This is a genomic window from Candidatus Zixiibacteriota bacterium, assembly GCA_040753875.1.
In the GTDB taxonomy this organism is placed as follows: Bacteria; Zixibacteria; MSB-5A5; order GN15; family FEB-12; genus DATKJY01.
In genome coordinates this window covers 73,132-92,726 of sequence record JBFMDV010000005.1, presented here as the reverse complement: position 1 = coordinate 92,726, position 19,595 = coordinate 73,132, and the positions used below count along the sequence as shown (strand labels likewise).

At 56.8% G+C, this 19,595-nt stretch carries 17 protein-coding genes; all 17 read left to right on the top strand.

Going from position 1 to position 19,595, the window contains the following annotated elements; translation table 11 throughout:
* The first annotated feature begins 166 nt into the window (after positions 1–166).
* The 17 genes from AB1644_01920 to AB1644_01840 all read left to right on the top strand — a co-directional run bounded on the left by AB1644_01920 (position 167) and on the right by AB1644_01840 (position 19,594).
* Complete coding sequence (locus AB1644_01920; protein ID MEW6049807.1) at positions 167–823, top strand: outer membrane beta-barrel protein; 657 nt, start codon at positions 167–169, stop codon at positions 821–823.
* Positions 824–892: 69 nt separating this feature from the next.
* Entirely contained in the window at positions 893–2,278 is a 1,386-nt protein-coding gene (locus tag AB1644_01915) for a sigma-54 dependent transcriptional regulator (protein MEW6049806.1), read from the top strand.
* 166 nt (positions 2,279–2,444) lie between these two features.
* On the top strand, positions 2,445–3,311 hold the full coding sequence (locus AB1644_01910; protein MEW6049805.1) for a hypothetical protein: 867 nt from the start codon (positions 2,445–2,447) through the stop codon (positions 3,309–3,311).
* Between the two features lie 20 nt (positions 3,312–3,331).
* Positions 3,332–4,915, top strand: a complete 1,584-nt coding sequence (locus AB1644_01905) for a DUF4384 domain-containing protein (protein ID MEW6049804.1) — start codon at positions 3,332–3,334, stop codon at positions 4,913–4,915.
* A 59-nt stretch (positions 4,916–4,974) separates the two neighbouring features.
* Positions 4,975–5,238, top strand: a complete 264-nt coding sequence (locus AB1644_01900) for a hypothetical protein (GenBank protein ID MEW6049803.1) — start codon at positions 4,975–4,977, stop codon at positions 5,236–5,238.
* A 171-nt stretch (positions 5,239–5,409) separates the two neighbouring features.
* The gene (gene hrcA, locus AB1644_01895) at positions 5,410–6,459 is read left to right on the top strand and encodes a heat-inducible transcriptional repressor HrcA (GenBank protein MEW6049802.1); all 1,050 of its coding nucleotides are present in this window, start codon (positions 5,410–5,412) and stop codon (positions 6,457–6,459) included.
* 4 nt (positions 6,460–6,463) lie between these two features.
* Positions 6,464–7,078 carry a nucleotide exchange factor GrpE gene (gene grpE / locus AB1644_01890; protein MEW6049801.1) on the top strand — a complete coding sequence of 205 codons (615 nt, stop codon included), beginning with the start codon at positions 6,464–6,466 and terminating at the stop codon, positions 7,076–7,078.
* Between the two features lie 54 nt (positions 7,079–7,132).
* Positions 7,133–9,070 carry a molecular chaperone DnaK gene (gene dnaK / locus AB1644_01885; GenBank protein ID MEW6049800.1) on the top strand — a complete coding sequence of 646 codons (1,938 nt, stop codon included), beginning with the start codon at positions 7,133–7,135 and terminating at the stop codon, positions 9,068–9,070.
* A gap of 5 nt (positions 9,071–9,075) precedes the next feature.
* On the top strand, positions 9,076–10,239 hold the full coding sequence (dnaJ, locus tag AB1644_01880) for a molecular chaperone DnaJ (protein MEW6049799.1): 1,164 nt from the start codon (positions 9,076–9,078) through the stop codon (positions 10,237–10,239).
* A 2-nt stretch (positions 10,240–10,241) separates the two neighbouring features.
* On the top strand, positions 10,242–11,120 hold the full coding sequence (locus tag AB1644_01875; GenBank protein MEW6049798.1) for a 50S ribosomal protein L11 methyltransferase: 879 nt from the start codon (positions 10,242–10,244) through the stop codon (positions 11,118–11,120).
* Between the two features lie 3 nt (positions 11,121–11,123).
* Complete coding sequence (locus AB1644_01870) at positions 11,124–11,870, top strand: RsmE family RNA methyltransferase (GenBank protein ID MEW6049797.1); 747 nt, start codon at positions 11,124–11,126, stop codon at positions 11,868–11,870.
* 30 nt (positions 11,871–11,900) lie between these two features.
* Positions 11,901–12,683 carry a prepilin peptidase gene (locus AB1644_01865; protein MEW6049796.1) on the top strand — a complete coding sequence of 261 codons (783 nt, stop codon included), beginning with the start codon at positions 11,901–11,903 and terminating at the stop codon, positions 12,681–12,683.
* Between the two features lie 49 nt (positions 12,684–12,732).
* Positions 12,733–14,565 carry an ATP-binding protein gene (locus tag AB1644_01860; protein ID MEW6049795.1) on the top strand — a complete coding sequence of 611 codons (1,833 nt, stop codon included), beginning with the start codon at positions 12,733–12,735 and terminating at the stop codon, positions 14,563–14,565.
* Between the two features lie 63 nt (positions 14,566–14,628).
* Positions 14,629–15,189 carry an elongation factor P gene (efp, locus tag AB1644_01855; protein MEW6049794.1) on the top strand — a complete coding sequence of 187 codons (561 nt, stop codon included), beginning with the start codon at positions 14,629–14,631 and terminating at the stop codon, positions 15,187–15,189.
* 12 nt (positions 15,190–15,201) lie between these two features.
* The gene (rnhC, locus tag AB1644_01850) at positions 15,202–15,846 is read left to right on the top strand and encodes a ribonuclease HIII (GenBank protein MEW6049793.1); all 645 of its coding nucleotides are present in this window, start codon (positions 15,202–15,204) and stop codon (positions 15,844–15,846) included.
* Positions 15,847–16,022: 176 nt separating this feature from the next.
* Positions 16,023–17,450, top strand: a complete 1,428-nt coding sequence (locus tag AB1644_01845; GenBank protein MEW6049792.1) for a hypothetical protein — start codon at positions 16,023–16,025, stop codon at positions 17,448–17,450.
* Positions 17,447–19,594, top strand: a complete 2,148-nt coding sequence (locus tag AB1644_01840) for a hypothetical protein (GenBank protein ID MEW6049791.1) — start codon at positions 17,447–17,449, stop codon at positions 19,592–19,594. Before AB1644_01845 ends, AB1644_01840 begins: the two co-directional genes overlap by 4 nt.
* The last annotated feature ends 1 nt before the right edge of the window (position 19,595 follow it).

Here is a 19,595-nt window from a genome sequence, read left to right as displayed (position 1 = left end):
CGGCTTTTTCGTTCGGACACGATTGCACATAATCTGTTGACAAGGCGTCAAAGGGGTTCGTATCTTGACCCCCTGTTTTCGGTACGGGGCGGCGATTCATTGCGCTCGCGGCCCGGAATCGGATTGAATGATAGTGTGGTTTGGACATATTCCTGAGGAGGCGGTGATGAAACGACTGTCAACCTTCCTGACAATAGCTCTGGTGATGGCCGTTCCCATGTTGGTGGTGGCGCAGGAGCAGGCGGCGGAAGAGAAAGATGCACTGGAGGTGGGTATCCGCGGCGGACTTGGGGTCCCGGTAGGCGGCATCACCAGTTGGAACGATTCTCTCGGCGCCAAGGTTGGCTGGAATGTCGGTTTCGAGGTCGGCTATTTTCTTACCCGCGAGATGGTGCTGGGACTCGGCTTCTCGTTCAATGAGTTCGACATTGAGTCCAATACGGCATCACTGGACATAAAACACCGTCTGTACACGCCCAAACTGTATTTGAAACGCTATTTCTTTGGCGAATCCAACTGGGTCCCCTATGTCAAGGTGTACGCCGGGCTTGATTTTCCCAAATTTGCCACCTTCGTTGTCGATCAAGGGGTCGGCAAGTTTCGCCAGTTGTCCTATAAGCCCGGTGTCGCCGCAGGGCTCGGTGCCGGCGTGTTCTACTATACATCGGACTACGGCGGCTTATTCGCCGAGGCCGAATTCCAACACGGCTTCACCAAGGATGTGAGCAAGACATGGGGCGGCACGAGATACGTCTTCGGTGAATCGAGCAGTGCGCTTGAAGTGCGTGCCGGTATCAACGTGTTCTTTGGCTCAGGCCAATAGCAATTCACGAACACCATAAATTGTGAGGCCCATCGGTAACGATGGGCCTTTGATTTTGAGTTGCCCGCGGTGAATGGGGACATTACGTTTCAGAACATGGCTGCCACCCGCCTGCTCATGGTTGATGATGAGTCTGACCAGCGACAACTGCTGGCCGGTTTTCTCTCGCGTTCGGGTTACGAGATTACCCAGGCGGGAAGCGGGGAAGAGGCGCTCGAACGCTATCCCGGCGTGTTCGCTCCGGTGGCACTCATCGATATGAAAATGCCCGGTATGACCGGTCTCGAATTGCTCGCGCGGCTTCGCGAACTCAATCCGCTCATTCAAGTCATCGTGCTGACCGCGTTTGGCTCGGTTGAGACGGCCGTCGCCGCTATGCGAGCCGGTGCCTACGATTATCTCACTAAGCCGGTCGAGGATCTCAATGAACTGCTGGTGAAACTCGAGAAAGCGACCGCACAGAACCGCCTGGTCGTAGATAACCAGATTATGCAGGATCGGATCGCCGACGTGTTCCCCGCTTCTGAACTGCTCGGCGAGTCGCAGGCCATCAACAAAGTCCGGGAGCTCATAAAACTGGTTGCACCGCGTGAAGCAACGGTATTGGTGACCGGTGCCTCCGGAACCGGCAAGGAACTGGTGGCGCGCGTTATCCATGCGCTGTCCCCACGGTCCGACAAACGGCTGGTAGCTATCAATTGCGCGGCGTTTCCGGAGACACTGCTCGAAGCCGAACTTTTCGGCTACGAGAAAGGGGCGTTCACGGGAGCGGACAAACCAAAGCAGGGGCGGTTCGAACTGGCTGACGGCGGCACTTTGTTTCTTGACGAGATTGGTGAAATGCCCCAGAGCATGCAGGTCAAACTTCTGCGTGTGCTTGAGGACCGGCATATCCAGCGGCTCGGCTCCGTGAAGGAGATATCGCTTGATATCCGCATCATCGCTGCTACCAATCGCGATCTGGACAACATGGTGAGGGAGCTGGCGTTTCGCGAGGACCTCTTTTATCGCCTCAATGTCGTGAGAATTCAACTCCCGTCACTGGCCGAACGACCGGGCGATACCCTTCTTCTTGCACACAAGTTCCTGGAGAAATTCTCGCGGCGACTCGGCAAGCAGATCGATTCTATCACGCCGGACGCGGCGGCGGCGCTGGCCGCATATTCCTGGCCCGGCAATGTGCGGGAACTGGAAAACGTGATTGAGCGAGCCGTGGTATTAAGCACCGACTCTGCAATAGACAAAAATGACCTCACCGGTCTCGCACCGGCGCGAACGGGTGTTCAGCCTCGTGAGGTCCGCCCGCTCGGTGAAATTGAACGCGAACACATCCAGTTTTGTCTCGATCAACTTGACTGGAATCTGGGACTCTGTGCCGAGCGCCTCGGAATCCATCGCAACACCCTCCGTAGCAAGATCAAAGAATACCAGTTGAGCCCGCAGAAACTCCGCTGACATTTTTCGTGCACATCAGCCGTTCCGTGCACAATTATTGTGCGCAGGACGCGGTTTGGTATTGTCTTTCGGCATCTTAATTTATTGAAATATAAGTAGTTATGCATGTTGGCATGGCAGTTGTATAACTCTGTGTCGAGATAGACGAAAAGTACAGGAGACGAACATGAACCGATTTCAGACAATACTTGCTTCCGCCCTAGGCTTGGTTGGCTTGGTGGGTTGCGATGACAACAATCAGATATTTGACCCGGTCCCGGCCACGCCGCAGGGGGTTTACAGCGTTACCGGCGACCAGGCTGTCTATGTCTATTTCAACGGCGTGTACGAGAGCGACATACGAGAGTATCGCGTATATCGTTCGCTACAGGCCACGACAGATTACACGCAGATCGGTACCGTGGCTGCCGACCCGAATCCCAATCTTGATCTTCTGATCTACGAGTTTATCGATGCTCCTCTGACCAACGGCACAACCTACTATTATGCAGTCACTGCTGTCGATGATGCCGGCCACGAGTCCGATCTCTCCGCCGAAGAGGTATTCGATACGCCGCGACCGGAGGGGGAGACAGTCCTGTTCCCGAACACCGTAGAGCAGAGTTTGTCCGGATTCAGTTTCGCAGCGCACGCCCAAGTTCCGGATACCAGTCCCGCCGCCGACATCTTCATAGACATCTTCCAGGGGACATACTATCTCAACGCGCGAGATATCCAGACTGACATACAGGACATGGGATACACCAGTGATTTCGATGAGATTGGATATTCACCCGCTAATGGTTGGTCTGATCTCGGTTTCATTGAACTGATCCCAGGTCATACCTACGTGGTGTGGACGCGCGATTCGCACTATGCGAAGCTGCGGGTGGTTGCGATTCAGACATCGTCCGGCGCTGTTAATTGCCAATGGGCGTACCAGACCGCAGTAGATAACCGCGAGCTGGTGGCGCCGTTCCCGGGCGAACAGAAACCGGTGCATGGTCGGGGTTACTTGCGACATCAAACTACGAGCGAAAGCTCGACGCGATAAAGCCGAAAGGATGGCATGATATGTTACGCAAATGGTACCTTCTGATGGTTGGAGCCGCACTGCTGGCTCTGGCCGCTGTGCCTGCGACGGCGCAGAATATCCAGCGGGATTACGACGAGGATCAGCGCAGCGATGACTACCGCGACGACTCCTATCAGCAGGATGAAGCTCGCGAGCGCGCCCGGATCGACCGCTATCTGGATGTCGAGGTCTGGACAGACCAGTCCGACGGCGACTATTATGAAGGAGACAACGTCAGGATCCACTTCCGGGCAAACCGCGATGCGTTCGTGGCGATATACTCGATCGACAGCCGCGGCCGGGTGAATCTCCTGTTCCCGTCGAATCGCGCCGAGGACAACTTCGTGCTCGGAGATCAAACCTATACGCTGCCGGGTCCGAACGACGATTACGATCTCGTGGTCAACGGACCTTCGGGGCGAGAATATGTCCAGGTGATCGCGTCACGCGAACGATTCCCGATTCCCAACTGGTACGGTAACTCGGGTCTGGTGGCTGACGAGGACGATCGCGACGACTACATGGATTACTTGAACAATCGGTATTTCGTCCGCTATGGCGGCCAGCGGTTCGCCTATGACCGGGCGGTGCTGTTTATTCGTGAGTGGGAGCCGACATACTTCCGGCCGATCTATTATCCGACCTACCCGAGCTGGTCGCTCTACGGCAATCTGTATATCGATTATCCGTGGGGCGGCTCAGTATATGTCAACGGGATATATTGGGGTATTGCGCCTCTATACATCCCACGTATCCTGGTCGGATGGCACACCTTCACGATCTACGACCCGTGGGGGTACTGCTGGGAACGCGACGTACACATCAGCCGCTACAACACCGTCGTGCTGGACCACCGGGTCATTCGTACCAGTTCGACGGTTGTCTCCAAATTCAAAGAAGTGCGACAGGTGGGGTATCGCGATCCAGTGCGCAACGGGTACCCGCACTATAAAGAGACCATTGGTAAACTTTCAGCCCGGGTTGATGGGCAAGGTGGTGGAGCCAGCGGCACGATCTCGCGAAGCAAGACGACTGTCGGCGAGTTCGCAGGTGGCGATATCAGTCTGCCAAAGAAATATGCTCGCGGCTCGACGAGCGTTAGACAGTCCTCACGAGGCCTTGAGACCACCGGCGGTTTCGATGATCGCAAGGGTTCGCAGGAGCTTTCGCGACGATCAGTTCGTACGGGCGGTTCGTCCGAGTCGCAGAGCACCGATCGGTCGAGAGACAACACGTTTGAACGCCGCTCGGTGAAGAACCAGGGTTCCAGCGACGCCGGCTCGTCCAGCAGCGAGCGGAGCCGCCTTAGGAATAAGCGAATCGAGACTCAGTCTGAGGGGAACTCCGGATCGACCAGCCGCAAGCGGGAGCAGCAGGTCGAAAAGCGGCAGGTGAGCCATCCGCAGCAGAGCGGAGGGAATGAAGGGTCGAAGAGTGAATCAAGCGGCCGGAAGCTTGAAGGGCGCCGGGTATCGCCATCCGGTGGGAGTGGCAGCGGCCAGTCTCACAGCAGTGGCAAGCAGGGCGGACAGAGCGGACATTCGAAACCCTCAGGAGGCGGTGGCGGCAAGGAGAAGCGGTAGTTTTGTCTTGACCGGACAGCGAGGACGTCCCTACCGTACAGAAAGCTGAGAGTGGTACTATGAAGAAACTGCTTGAATCAGTGCTGTTGGCTGCGGTGTTGATTGCCCTTCCATTGTCAACGATCGCGGTCGAAAAGAAGCAGAAAGAACAGCCGGCCAAAGTTCAACCTAAACCTGCGCCGAAAGCTCCGGCGAAGGTGCAGGAGCCGCCTAAAAAGGAGCCGAAACAAGGGGAAGAGAAAAAATACGACAAGTTCGTCGATGCCAATAACAACGGCATCGATGATCGTCTGGAGAAGGACAAGAAAAAACCAGATAAGTAGTCGTGTGACGCCAAGAAACGTATCAGGCCGCTATCAGAACAGCGGCCTTTCTTTTTGCGTACATGTCGTTTAGAACCAATTCCTCTTGACTCTCGTTATAAAAGCGATAGATTTATTTCCTGCTGCCATCATGACTGCCAAAAAGGCAGTTGGCATGAATGGAACAAGAGTATGACGGCGTTCGAAAACCTGTCCGAACGGGAAAAACGGGTCCTGGCAAACCTGATAAACTACTACATCGCGTCGGCCGACCCCGTTGGTTCCCGTGTCATTGCGAATAAGTTTCAGATGGGACTATCCTCGGCGACTATTCGTAATACGCTCCAGGACCTGGAGGAGCTGGGTCTGGTGGAACAACCTCACACATCGGCCGGACGCGTCCCCACGGATATCGGCTACCGGGTGTATGTCGATTATCTGTTAAAGCCACAGAAGCTGACGGCGGCTGAAGAACAGGCGATCCGTCAGACGATGCTCAAGGAGGGACGAAGTATCAATGAGATACTCGGTCAGACCGCCAAACTCCTCAGCGATATCACCAGTCAGCTTGGTGTCACGATTGCACCCAAATTTGAAGAAGGTAAACTGCAATCGATCCGTCTCATCCCGATTGCCGACAGCCGCATCATGGCGGTCGTAGTTGTCGGGTCCGGTTTGGCTCGATCGGTTATTCTGGAGATCGAGGTCTCGGTGGCGGATACCTCGTTGACCGAGGTTGAATCGCTGCTGAACGAGCGGCTGGCCGGGCTTACGTTGGCGTGCATTCGGGATACTATCTCTCAACGCATGGCGGCGGTCACGGGCCACGCCCGACTGCTTAAGTTGATCGTCGATTCCAAAGAGAAGATCTGGACCGAGGACCGGGCCGGTGATATTCGCATCTCCGGTACCGATCAGTTGCTGGCCAAGCCGGAGTTTGCCGACCGGGACAGACTGTCGCGACTTATGAAACTGCTGGAAGACGGCAAGTTACTTTCGGATTTCCTCACGCAGGCGCATGAAGAGGGACTGGTCATAACCATCGGCCGTGAAAACCGCATCCGTGAGATTCTCAACTGCTCGGTCGTGACCTCGACTTATCGGATAGGGAATATCACCGGAACGATCGGCATTATCGGTCCCACCCGCATGGCCTACGACAAGCTGGTATCAGTGGTGGAATACACGGCCCGTTCGATCACTGAAGTGCTCTCGGGTCTGAATGAAAAGCAGGGTATATAGCAATATGACGGAAGACAAAGACACCAAAGACCGTATCGAAATCGAAACCAGCGAGGCCGCCGCAGCGTCTGGCGAGAAGACTCCGCCTCCGGATGCGATCGAGAAAGACCAGGATTTTTCATCGGCAACAGAAGCGCCGACGGTGGAAGAGGCGGAGCTTACGCCCGAAGAGCAGTTGCAGTCGCGGGTGGCGGAACTTGAGGACCGGCTTCTGCGCACGGCGGCCGAGTACGAGAATTATCGCAAACGGACTCTTCGGCAGGCCGACGAGCAGATCAGGGCCGCCAACGACCGGCTGCTCGGTGAACTGCTCGAGGTGATGGACAACTTCGAGCGTGCACTCTCACACATCAATGAGAAAACTGATGCCGACAGTCTGCAAAAAGGGATGGAACTCATCTACAATCAACTGGGAGCGCTGCTCAAGCGGTATGATGTGGTTCCGATCGAAGCGATCGGCCAGAAGTTTGACCCGGCGCTGCACGATGCCATGTTGCAGGTTGAATCAACTACATATGAGGAGGGAACAGTGGCGATGGAGATGGCCAGGGGGTATCGACAGGCCGACCGAGTCCTGCGCCACAGTAAAGTGGGGGTCAGCAAGGGGAAATCGTCGTGACCGCCTCAGGCCGCCCCGACGGCGCACGGTAAAGCAAGGAAAAGGAGATACAGTATGGGCAAAATAATCGGCATTGATCTTGGTACCACCAATTCATGTGTGGCGGTGCTGGAGGGGAAGGATCCGGTAGTCATTCCCAACCAGGAGGGGGCTCGCACCACTCCATCGGTGGTGGCCTTCACGAAAGACGGCGAGCGAATAGTTGGCGCCGCGGCCAAACGCCAGGCAGTGACCAATTCCGAGAACACGATCTTCTCGATCAAGCGTTTCATGGGACGCCGTCACAACGAGGTGGCCGCCGAGGAGAAGCTGGTGCCGTACCGAGTGGGCGAGGACGTCAGCGGCAACGTACTGGTGGAAGTGCAGGGGAAGAAGCTGACGCCGCCGGAAGTCTCCGCGATGATACTGCAATACCTCAAGAAAGCGGCAGAGAACTACCTTGGGTATGAGGTCACACAGGCGGTGATAACTGTCCCGGCCTATTTCAATGACTCGCAACGTCAGGCGACCAAAGATGCCGGGCGGATCGCCGGGCTCGATGTCCTTCGAATCATCAACGAGCCTACAGCGGCCTCGCTGGCATATGGTCTGGACAAGAAGAAAAACGAGAAGATCGCCGTGTACGATCTCGGCGGCGGGACGTTCGACATCTCGATCCTCGAAATCGGGGATGGTGTTTTCGAGGTCCGCTCGACCAACGGCGATACGCACCTTGGCGGCGATGATTTTGACCAGTGCATAATCGACTGGATGGCTGATGAGTTCAGGAAGTCGCAGGGGATCGATCTGCGCAAAGACCGCATGGCGCTTCAGCGCCTGAAGGAAGCGGCTGAGAAAGCCAAGATCGAACTCTCGTCGACCATGCAAACAAACGTCAATCTGCCGTTCATTACGGCCGATCAATCCGGCCCCAAGCATCTGGACCTGATGCTTACCCGCGCGAAACTGGAACAGTTGACGGAGCACTTGGTGCAGCGGACTATCGGTCCGTGCAAGGCGGCCGTGTCCGACGCCAGGCTTTCGTTTTCCGATATCGATGAGGTGGTGCTGGTCGGCGGCATGACGCGCGTGCCCAAGATCGTCGAGACGGTCCGGGAGTTGTTCGGCAAGGAGCCACATAAGGGAGTAAACCCCGACGAAGTTGTGGCTGTCGGTGCTGCCATCCAGGGAGGCGTTCTCTCCGGTGACATGAAGGACATCGTGCTGCTCGATGTTACGCCGCTGTCGCTTGGCATCGAAACGCTCGGCGGCGTGATGACTACCTTGATCGAGCGCAACACGACTATCCCGACCAAGAAATCACAGATATTCTCGACTGCTGCCGACAGCCAGACGGCCGTGTCGATCCATGTGCTGCAGGGGGAACGTCGGATGGCCGTGGATAACCGCACGCTTGGACGGTTCGACCTGGTCGGCATCCCTCCGGCGCCGCGCGGCATGCCACAGATCGAAGTAACATTCGACATCGACGCCAACGGCATCGTCCATGTCAGCGCCAAAGACATGGCCACAGGTAAAGAGCAGTCGATCAGGATTGAGGTTTCGTCGGGTCTGTCGGAAGGTGAGATTCAGCGGATGGTGAAGGACGCCGAGAAATTCGCTGACGAAGACAAGAAGAAGGCAGACCTGATCCAGGCGCGCAACGAAGCGGACCAGCTCATTTACAGCGTCGAGAAGACCGTCAAGGAGAACGGCGACAAGGTCTCGGATAGCGACAAGAAGAATATCGAGCAGGCGATAACGGACCTGCGCACCGCTATAGGAGGGGAATCGCTTGAAGCCATCACCAGTGCCCGAGACAAACTGACCTCTGCTTCACACAAACTCGCCGAGGAGATGTACAAGGCGGCTCAGCAGAGCGCCGGAGCAAAGCCCGGAGCTGAAACCGGAACTGGCGGCCCGCACGCCGGTGAGAAGGCAGCTGGAGGTGATGACAAGGGGAGCGGTGCGGTCGATGCCGACTTTGAGGTGGTCGACGACGACAAAAAGTAGCCACCATGGCCAAGCGAGACTACTACGACATATTGGGCGTTGAACGAGCATCCGATGAGGCTTCCATAAAGAGCGCATATCGGAAGAAGGCCATGGAATATCATCCGGACCGTAATCCGGGAAATAAAGAGGCCGAGGAGAAATTCAAAGAAGCCACCGAGGCGTACGAGGTTCTCAAAGACCCCCAGAAACGCCAAATGTACGATCAGTTTGGCCACGCCGGGGTGGGTCAGGGAGCAGGTTTCGGCGGCGGTTACGGCGGATACGAGGGGTTCGACCTGAGCGACGCGCTGCGTGCTTTCATGCGCGATTTCGGTGGTGGTTCGATCTTCGAGGATTTTTTCGATATGGGGCAGGGTTCACGACGCGGCCGTCGCGCGGAACGTGGTGAAGATCTTCGCATACGCATCAAGCTCACCCTGAATGAGATAGCCGATGGCATCGAGAAGACCGTGAAGGTCAATCGTATGATCCGGTGTGACACCTGCGCCGGCTCCGGTGTGGCCGCCGGTTCATCGCGAAAGACGTGCCCGCAGTGCAAAGGGAACGGGCAAGTCCGCACGATCAGCCGGACATTCCTGGGGACCGTGCAGCAGGTCACTACCTGCAACATGTGTCGCGGCAAAGGGGAAGTGATCTCCGACCCGTGTCGGAGCTGTGGTGGTGAGGGACGAATGAGCGGATCCTCGAGGGTGACGATCAAGATTCCCCCGGGCGTTACCAGCGGCAATTACATGACTATTGAGAACATGGGAAACGCCGCTCCGCGAAACGGCGAACCAGGCGACCTGGTGGCGGTTTTCGAGGAGGAGGAACATCCGCTGTTCACCCGTCACGGTGATAACATTGTCTACGAACTCCCTATCTCGTTTGTGGTGGCCGCCTTGGGTGGACAGGTGGCAGTTCCTACCCTCAATGGGGATGACATGGTGTCAATTCCGGCCGGCACTCAGTCCGGCAAGCTGCTGAAGATGCGAGGGAAAGGAATCCCGCATCTGAACCGAACCGGTCGCGGTGACCAACTGGTACAAGTGCTGGTCTGGGTACCGACGAAGCTGAGCGCTAATGACAAGAACCTGCTGGAAACATTGTCACGTTCGGAGTCGTTCAAACCACCGCGCGCGGACAAGTCGTTTCTGGAGCGCCTTCGCGAGACGCTCGGAGTCTGATCGTGCCTGAGCGCGAACCGGAGAACTACCTTGAAGTGAGGGTAGCGGTGCCGAAAGAGCAGACCGATGCCGTCTGCAATTTCATCGTAGACAACATCACGAACGGCATGGTTCTCGAAGAAGAGGAGGATTCGCCCGAAGTCGGAGTCCTCTTTTATATCCCTCAGGACAAAGAAGAAGTCTACCTGACAGCGCTTCGCGGATATTTAGAGCAGATCCTCCCGGCCTCGGCCATTCCGCCGTTTCGTCAAAAGCTGGTAAAGAATGTCGAATGGGTGGAACACTACAAGGCATCCATTCAAGCGGTTCGAATTGCAGGTGACGTTGTGGTGCGACCTACCTGGCAGCCTGTCGTTGCCGACGCGAAATATGACATCATCATCGAACCGAAAATGGCGTTCGGGACCGGAAGCCACGAAACGACACGAAGCTGCCTTGTGGTTCTGCGCGAGAACTTTGCGCCGGGCATGAGATTTCTCGACTTGGGGACCGGTTCCGGGATCCTGTCAATTCTGGCTTCGAAAATGGGAGCCGGCTACGTCAAAGCGATCGACTATGACCTGACGGCGGTACATAACGCCCGCGAGAATTTTGCGCTCAATTCCGTGTCGACACCTCACGAGATACTCTTCGGTTCGATCGAAAAATGCGAACGGGATGATCCGTACGATTTCGTCTGCGCGAATATCATCAAGAGCACTATACTTCCAATGCTGCCGCGCATGTTCGAATTGACCCGGCCGGCCGGATTTCTCGTGCTCTCCGGACTGCTGCAGCAAGATGAAGAAGAGGTCGCGGCGGCGCTGCGAGATCTCCACCAGTCCGAATTCACGATCCTAACCGATAACAAATGGTTGACCTACACGGTACGAAAGAGTTGAGCGATGGAATCGCCGGTTTTCTACGCACCGCCTGAGCGATGGGACGGGGGGACAATCGAATTGCCGGCCCCTGAGGCACACCACGCCCAGACGGTGTTGCGGCTCAGGGCAGGCGCTCTGGTAACGGTGATAGACGGACTGGGGAGAGCCGGAGTTGGGGAGATCATTCTGTCCGGTGGCCGTCATCTGTCCGTGAGAGTGCATTCCGAAATACGGAATTTCGGCGAGCCGATGGTCAAGGTCACGCTTGCGGCCGGGTTATCGACCGGGTCCAAGTTCGATGAGGTTGTTGAGAAAGGGACGGAGTTAGGGGTGTCCCGATTCGTGCCCATCATCACAGACAAGTCCAAAGTCCGCCTGGATGTTGCCTCCAAGGCGAATACTCGAGTTACACGGCTTGAAAAAGTGGCCCTCGCAGCCATCAAACAGTGCCGACGGTCGTACCGCCCAGTAATCTCCACTCCCACCAGACTCAAGCAGTACCTTCGGGAAACTGACGGCGGTAGTCTCAACCTGATCTTTGTACCTGACCCCTCGGCGACACCGCTGTCTCGCGTAACCCGGACTGGCGAGGTTCGCCGCGTATCTATTCTGATCGGACCCGAAAGCGGTTTCAGTGCCGACGAGGTCCGCTGGGCTGTCGAGGCGGGATTCGTCACGGTGACCCTGGGAAGCAGGGTACTCCGCACCGAAACGGCAGGACCGGTCTGCGTCGCGCTGGTGCTCCAGATGCTTGGAGAGCTAAGTTGACATGCGAATTGTCCGATACATAGCAGTACAATGACTCTGATCACGTACATCTGGGTTGGCTTACTGGGTCTGGCGATCGGCTCGTTCCTCAACGTGGTCATTTACCGTCTGCCCAGGAAGATCAAGTTCTTACTGGAGCGATCCGCCTGTCCGCATTGCTCGACACCGTTGAAATGGTACCATAACATTCCGCTCGTGAGTTTCGCAGTGCTTCGAGGCAAATGCGCTTTCTGCCACATGCCGATCTCGTGGCGGTATCCGGTTGTCGAATCCCTCAATGCCGCTGCGTATATCTATTTCCTCTGGCAACTGGGTTTCAGTGCCCAATTGCCTGCTTACGCCTTCTTGTCATCCGTCTTGATAGCCATATTCTTTATCGATCTTGAATTCAAGATCATTCCCGATGTTCTCAGCCTCCCCGGTATCGTCGTTGGTCTGTCATCTTCCGCGTGGCCGGGCGGCATCGGTTTTTTGAATGCCGCGATCGGGATGGTCGTGGGGGGCGGGGCGCTCTACCTGATCGCCATGCTGGGAGACTGGCTGTTCAAGAAGGAATCGATGGGGGGCGGTGACATCAAGATGGCAGCCATGCTTGGAGCCTTCCTCGGATGGCAGAAGATTTTGCTCGTGTTCTTCGTCTCCTCGGTGATCGGGTTGTTGGTTGCGCTGGGGGCCATGAGCGTTTCCGAGAAACTGCGCCGCCATCGTGTGATCCCCTTCGGCCCGTTTCTGGCGCTGGCCGCCATGCTGGCGGTGCTCTACGGTGATCGTCTGCTCGGGTTTTACGTCCATACGCTCCTGGCCATCCCCTGATACTTCCGTGCAGTTTTGTGCGGCTCCTTCCGATGATTGAGTAAGGAGTATGGCAAAACGTCTGCATAAATACGAGACCGAGGTGCATCTCGGCCTCCTGCTGATCATCTGCGTCCTGCTGACCTTGAACGTGGTTTCGAACTACACTATCTTTCGGGCGCGGACATGGCAGATCGAGGATATTACCTCGCACCTGCAGAAAGCCTCACTGGCCATAACTCGCGTAGTTGAAGGAAACAGCCAGCAGCAGCTATCGGAGGTCCAGCGGCGGGAATTCCGCGCTCAATACGGACTGAGCGGAGTCACACTGGTGGCATCGGGGCCTGACGACAACTCGCCAGAAACCCGGCGCCGATGGTTTGTCTCGATCGCACGCGACCTGCCTGTGGGAAGCCTCCCCAGGATGGCGGAGCGACTTCTTGCCGCCGATTTCAAAAAGCTGACGCGGGCCGAAGGGAACGAGTATTTCTTCGTGTCGCCTATTCCCAACGGGAAGGGTCAGAATCTTCTGATCCTGTCGACCAACGTCTCTGAACTGGCACTCTTGGACGATGCATCGCGGTTGATATTCATGATCAGTGTGGCGTCGCTGGTGGTGGTGATCGTCATGTACCTGGCGCTTTCACGCAAGATCTTTGCACCCATCCGCAAGATAAGAAAGGAAGCGCAGCTCGCCGGACGGTCTGGCGCCGAGGTCGAGACTGGTGATGAGGTTGCAGCGGAATACCGCCGTGTCATCTCGGAATTGCGCGACAAAGAGAATGAACTGCTCAGGCTTAATCGCGAGCTGCAAAACCGCGCCGAATCGCTGGAGCAGTTCAATCAGTATCTGCTGGCGTCGGTCGACACCGGCATCGTCACCATGGATATGACAGGACGAGTGCTGGAGGTCAACAGCGCCGCCGGCCGGATACTTGGCGTAACGCCGGAGGTCAGCCGCGGCATTGCTATTTCCGAATTGCTGGGCGGATATCCGATGCCGGCCGGCGACGTTCACAAGATGCTGGATGCCCATGCGGGAAGTTCATATCGCGAATACACCGTCTCAGCCGTCGGCGGACGGAAGCAGACGTTGGGGATAACAACGTCGTTTGTCAGAAACTCAGACGGTGAACTGGTCGGGTTATCATTGATTGTCAACGACCTGAGTGAACTCAGACAGTTGCGCGCCGAACTGGAGCAGCGGAGCCGTCTGGTAGCTCTTGGTGAGATGGCTGGTGGGATCGCTCACCAGCTGCGAAACTCGCTGGGCGCCATTGCCGGATACAGCACGCTGGCTCGGCGAAAGGCGGCGAAAGGTGAAGAGATCGACAGCGCCGTCGAATCGATCAGCGACGAAACCCGTCAAGCCGAGCTGCTGATCGAGCGGTTTCTGACATTTGCCCGACCGATAACGCCTAATTTTGGATTAGTCAGGATCGACCAATTCCTTGCCGAGATCGTGGACTCCTTTCGGCTGCGCGAGGAGTATCGCGCGCTCCAGTTCCACCTTGATTGCACGACCGAATTGGAGATGGCGCTTGACCCACTGTTGTTCAAACAGGCCGTCTGCAATCTGATTGACAACGCCGCCAGAGCCTATGCACCACGTTCCGGTACGGTCACGGTCAGAGCCGCTATGTGTGGAAGCGAGTTTGTCATCCATGTCATTGACGAGGCTGACGGTATTGACGCTGAGCATCTTGAGTCGATCTTTACGCCGTTCTATTCCTCGCGCCCTTCCGGGACCGGTCTGGGACTGCCGCTGGCGTGTCGGATGGTAGACCTTCACGGGGGCCGAATTACGGTCCAGTCAACCGCGGGCCAAGGTTCGGTTTTCACCATCCATGTTCCCATCGGCCTTTCAGTGCCGGACATCCGCCCCCAGATCCGAACGACGTAGAAATCCTCCTTTTCAATCGGCGTATTTCGATTATATTGACCCCGCTTTTTTGCAGGAGGTCTGATGTATACTGTGTCCGATTTTCGGCGGGGACTGCCGATCGTGGTGGATGACCAGCCGTACTATGTAGTCGAGTATCAGCATTTCAAGATGGGGCGCGGTCGCGCCAATATTCGCACCAAGCTCAAGCATATCAAGACAGGTGCGGTTGTCGAGAAGGTGTTCTCGTCCAACGACAGCTTCAAACCGCCCGATCTGGAGAACCGACGGATGCAGTACCTGTATGAGAACAGCGGCGAGTTCACGTTTATGGATGTCCAGAACTTCGATCAACTCTCGGTCCCGGTGGAAAGTCTGGGGGATGCCAGATGGTATTTGCTGGAGAACCATGAATACCAGGTGCTGTTTCTGGACAATCAGGCGATCTCTGTCGACCTGCCGGCCTCCGTCATTTTGGAAGTCACCGAAACGGAGCCGGTAGTACGCGGGGACACGGTGACAAACGTGACCAAACCGGCCAAGCTCCAGACCGGCATCGAGGTCCGTGTCCCGCCGTTCGTCAAGGAGGGGGACAAGGTGAAGGTAGACACGCGCACCGGTGAATATCTGGAACGAGCCAACTGACGGCGGGGCACATTGCCGGTCATAGTTGGTGTCGATGAATCCGGCAAGGGAGACTTCTTCGGTCCCCTGGTGATCGCAGCGCTGGTCGCAGACGATGAGTCGAGCGCTCAACTGCGAGCACTGGGAGCTCGTGACTCCAAGCTGGTCAGCAACCAGAAACTCCTCCGTGTGGATGAGGAACTCCGTGCACAGTTTCAGCATGCAGTCATTGTCATCTCGCCGGAGCGGTACAATCGGACGTATCGCGAGATCAAGAATCTCAACAAGCTGTTGGCACAAGGACACGCCGACGCGATAGCAGCAGTTCTCAAGATTACCCGCGCGGACCGTGCCATCTCGGACAAATTCGGAAAGCCCGAGCTTGTCGAATCGGCGCTGGCGCGGATTGGCTGTTCGATTTCGCTTTCACAGATTGTTCGCGGAGAGTCGATCCTTCAAGTGGCCGCAGCCTCCATTCTGGCCAGAGCACGTTTTCTGCGGGAGATGGATCGTCTGTCGAAGCAATTTGGCATGGAACTCCCCAGGGGAGCCTCCGGTATCGTCGACAAGGCGGGCCGCGAGTTTGTTAAGATGCACGGCACCAATGTGTTAGAGCAAGTATCTAAAGTACACTTTAAGAACTTCCAGCGTGCCACCGCCGGTTCGCTATTCAAGTGATTTCACAGTGACGTTGTTCTGGCAGGTTGAACCGGCCGTGGGGGACCGAATCCACTTTCGCCAGTCGTCCATGCGTTGAGATTCACTCACCGCATCTTACGTCGCCCACCTAAACTGCGGCGACCAATTGCCGATAATCAATAAAACGATAACGACTTAGCGTTGCGGAACGTCTTATGCTCAGGCTGCCAACCGAACTACTCGTGCCGCTTTTCTTTGTGGTCGCGCTCATCATGCTCAGCCGACTTCGCGCTGACATTTGGCGCGAACAAAGAGAAGCTTTCCGGTATGTCGCCGCAGGCATCAGCATTCTGGCGCTTACCTCACTACTGAAGCTCTACTTTGAGTATGGCTATCTGAACGAAGTGCCGTTCTTGTCCGACCCGTTATTTCATCGCGTACTGGTGTGGGTTGGGACGATCCTTGGGACCGTGTGTGTGTCCACTGGCATTTCGATCTGGTTACAACACAGAAGAGCGCGTAATGAACGCGATCGCGTCACCATTCGACGGCTTGAGACACTGAAGAAGCTCGTGCAGCTTGTCGGTGTTGAGACGCGCCCCGAACATCTGCTCGAACGGGCGCTCGGGTATATCGCAGAGGGTTTTCAGCTTCCATATGGAGCCATCTATCGGCTGTCAGCTCGCCGCAACGTCTTGCACCTGACGACCGCCAGCCCGTGGGCCGATTTTCGCTTCGTACAAACGGCCGTCCGGTTCGACCGCGCCGCCTGGGCACGCGTCCAATCGGGATCTGTTGCACACACGGTGTCACCTTTCGACAACCTCAATCCGCGTCTGGGGAAGCCTTCGCTGGTGGTACCGTTGCTCATCGAGCGGAAACCCGTAGCTTTCATGTTAGTCTGGGCGGGCGAATCTGCCGTCGATGAATCAACGTCGCTGGACCTGAGACTCGCTGCAGATGTACTGGCCCGATCGATCCACCACGATCTCGACGCTCGCAAATGCCGTTACTTTCACGAATGCGCTAAACTCCGCGCGGAACTGCGTGGGTTGCTCTCAGCGCGAGGGGACCTGACTGCCAAACTGTCCCGGCTGGCTATTGCCCTGAGGCGCAAACTTCACTGCGACCTGGTGACACTGACGATGGTCAACCGCCGGGCCGGCAGAATTCGTCGATACACCTGGGGACCGAGCGAAAACCCGCTGATTGAAAACAGATCGATCACGACCCTGCCCGATAGTATCGGCGACGTCCTCCGGATGCCGGCCGGAAGGTCTCAATCATTGGGTCAATCGATATCGCCGCAGGTGCCGGTGATCGCTCGTCACGGCTCCGGGGCAGTGCTTTCATTCGCACCGGCTGCTACGCGGTCGGTCAGCCATGTTGATCTGGGTCTGCTGCGCGTGGCCGCCGACATCTTCGCGGAGCTTCTCCGCCGGGATCACGAGCGACGGTTGCGTCTTCGGTTTCGGCAACAAGCCGCCAAACTCGCTACCCTCGGCTCGCGGTTGTCCATTCGTCTCTCAGTTGAACGGGAGGGTGCAATTCTGCGCGATGCTGACGTCGCGTCCAGGTCGGCCCTTGTGGTTCCGGGTGAGCGTTACAAAGAACCGTTATTCTTCGAGGACGCGTCGCTATGATCGAACCGCTGAACACGTCGACTCGGCAAACGGGTGTCGATTGGGCCGCGCTGGCTTGCCAGGCGACCAGTCTCGGTGTCCGCTTGTACGCCACCCATGGTGTGCCGCAGCTGTTTGCACGGGTGGGGGATGGCCGGGGCGAACAGTTCGAGGATTCCTGGCTCTATGTGCCCCGTCTGCACCTCAACACCATGCGCCGCTCAGTGGAACCGTTCGAGTCCGAGATCGACGTGTCGACAGCCGTCGGCAATCCTGTGGAAAGTGAACAGTACCAGCTTATCCCGCTTCTGACAGACCATCGTGTTGCCGCAATTCTGACCGTCAACGCAGGACAGGATGTGCCGGCACAGGAGTTACAGAAGCTCTGCGCCGGTCTTGCCGTCAAATATAACGCCAACGCGGTGTTCCGGACAGAGATCGCGTCAGAATTCGTGAGCCGTCTCTTTCACCGCGACAACAGCGTCGACAGCTTCGTCCGCAGGACACTGGCCTGGATGTCGCATATCTGGACCAATAGTTACGCCGGTGTGTATGTGGAAGCACAGGGAGTTTATGTGCAACGCCTTACCGTGGGCAGTCTCGAGCGGTGCCATCGCTTGGCCCGCGAGATCCCTTTCGAGGTTGCCGCTCCCTGGGAGAATGATATTGGCCTGGCGAACCGATTGATTCCGGCGGAAATCCTGCCCGACCATCCCATGTTCCTGACTGCCCCGCCCGATTTCCTCTTCATGCACCCTGGGGTCGTCTGCGAGCCGCAAAAGCAGCTTCTTGTGATAGCCGGGCCGGGTAACCTGCTGGATGCCTCCGTATGTCGCCTCGGCGAAATACTTCGTCTGCTGTCGCGTCTGCATGTCAGCCAGTTCACGACCTGCGCCGAAATGACCCGTCATTTCGGTCGTTTGGGTACCAGCGCCGCTACGGAACGGCAGTTCAACGAAGACCTGAAGGAGCTGTTCGACGTGTTGTCCCAACAGATCGCACTGACGCGTGTGGCTATAGACCTTGGTGTCGATTCGACACGGGAGCGCTATCGTGAGATCGTCATCCAACCTGGTCGGCCCGCCTCCGTAGGGGTCGCTGAGGGCGTTGCGATCCCGTCGCAAGCGGTCGAAACGTTGGCTGCGGGTCGGCCGTTCGTCGTTAAGGAGATCGGCCTGTCGGACCTGGATCAGAAGACCGCCAAGGAGCTCTACGTCCGAAACGTCCGTGCCGAGATGTACTTGCCCTTGGGAGATGCCGGCGTGGAAAGCGGCATGGTTGTTTTCGGAAGCCCGGTACAGGGTGACTACCTGAGCTCAATGCTGCCGTTTCTGCAGTGTGTTGCTGACTACATTCGCCTGCATGGCAAACTGCTGAACGCGGTCACCCGTGGGGAGATCCCATCCTCGACACGAACAACCGGGCCGCAGATCGAACCGCTGCTCCGACGACTGGAGACTGTACAGAAGCTCTCTCTGGCAACACTCCACGGGCTCAACAGCGCTATTTCAGTGGCGGACGGACAACTTGAACTGTTGAGTCAGAGCGGGAAGGATATTTCGACCGGTGACCACGAATTGCGTACGGCCCGTATGCGTGACGCTATGGATGCCGTATGGAAACATGTCGAAGGGATAGGGCAGATCTGCGCGTGCGCCGAGCCGACAAACATGACTATTGGCGATGCATCAGCTTTCATTCGACTGTTGCCGCTATTATTTGAAGGGACCATCCGTCAGATCAGAGACACAAAGAACATCAGCGTGTCGGTGCACTCGGATGAGGTACCCGATGAAGCTATAGCGATAGGCAGCGCGGCCATCTACGATTTCCTCCTGCCACTGGTGACATCGGTGCTCGGCAGCGCTGTCTGCTCGGGGACGGTCGGGGTGTCGATGCGTTCGGAAGATGATCAATGCCGGTTGACCATTTTGTTTGATCGCGCCCTGATTGGCGATATCAGTCTGACAGAATTCGGCGCCGGTGTGCTGCACGGATACGAGCCCGCGCCGAACAGCAACGGCCAGGATGGCTACGTGAGCGGCCTGGCGACATGTTACGTGCACGTTGTTGACGATGACACCTATGAACTGTGTATAGACTGTGGTGCTCCACGACATTCTTCGACACCGACACCTATGACGACCGCCCGGGGAATCGTATGAG